Source organism: Mesorhizobium sp. M4B.F.Ca.ET.214.01.1.1 (assembly GCF_004791545.1).
GTDB classification, from domain to species: Bacteria; Pseudomonadota; Alphaproteobacteria; order Rhizobiales; family Rhizobiaceae; genus Mesorhizobium; species Mesorhizobium abyssinicae.
Window position 1 is genome coordinate 1 of sequence record NZ_SRUX01000266.1, and the last position, 289, is coordinate 289.

Below are 289 nucleotides of genomic sequence, written 5' to 3' on the forward strand. Positions count from 1 at the left end.
CGGCAGGTCCGCCTTCTCGACCCGCTTTTCATAGAGCGTCAGGATGTAGGAACCGCTGGAGGTGTGCAGCAGGAAGTTCGAATTCTCGGTACCTTCGGCGATGCCCTTATAGGACAGGAGGTCGCCGACCGGATAGTGCTTCAGGAAAGCGCCGAGTTCGCCCTCCGCAACGTCGGTGTACACCGCCATGGCCGTTCACGCGGCCCCGTTGACGAAGGCCATGTCGGCCGGCGTCAGTTCGACATCGCGCAATACCCGCATGACCGGAAAATCCTCTGTTTCGGTGGCC

Annotated in this window: 1 pseudogene; it reads right to left on the bottom strand. The window is 61.2% G+C overall.

The window, feature by feature from the left end:
- Positions 1 to 189 (bottom strand): annotated as a pseudogene (locus EN857_RS34190) (homoserine kinase); the annotation flags it as partial.
- Positions 190 to 289: the final 100 nt, after the last annotated feature.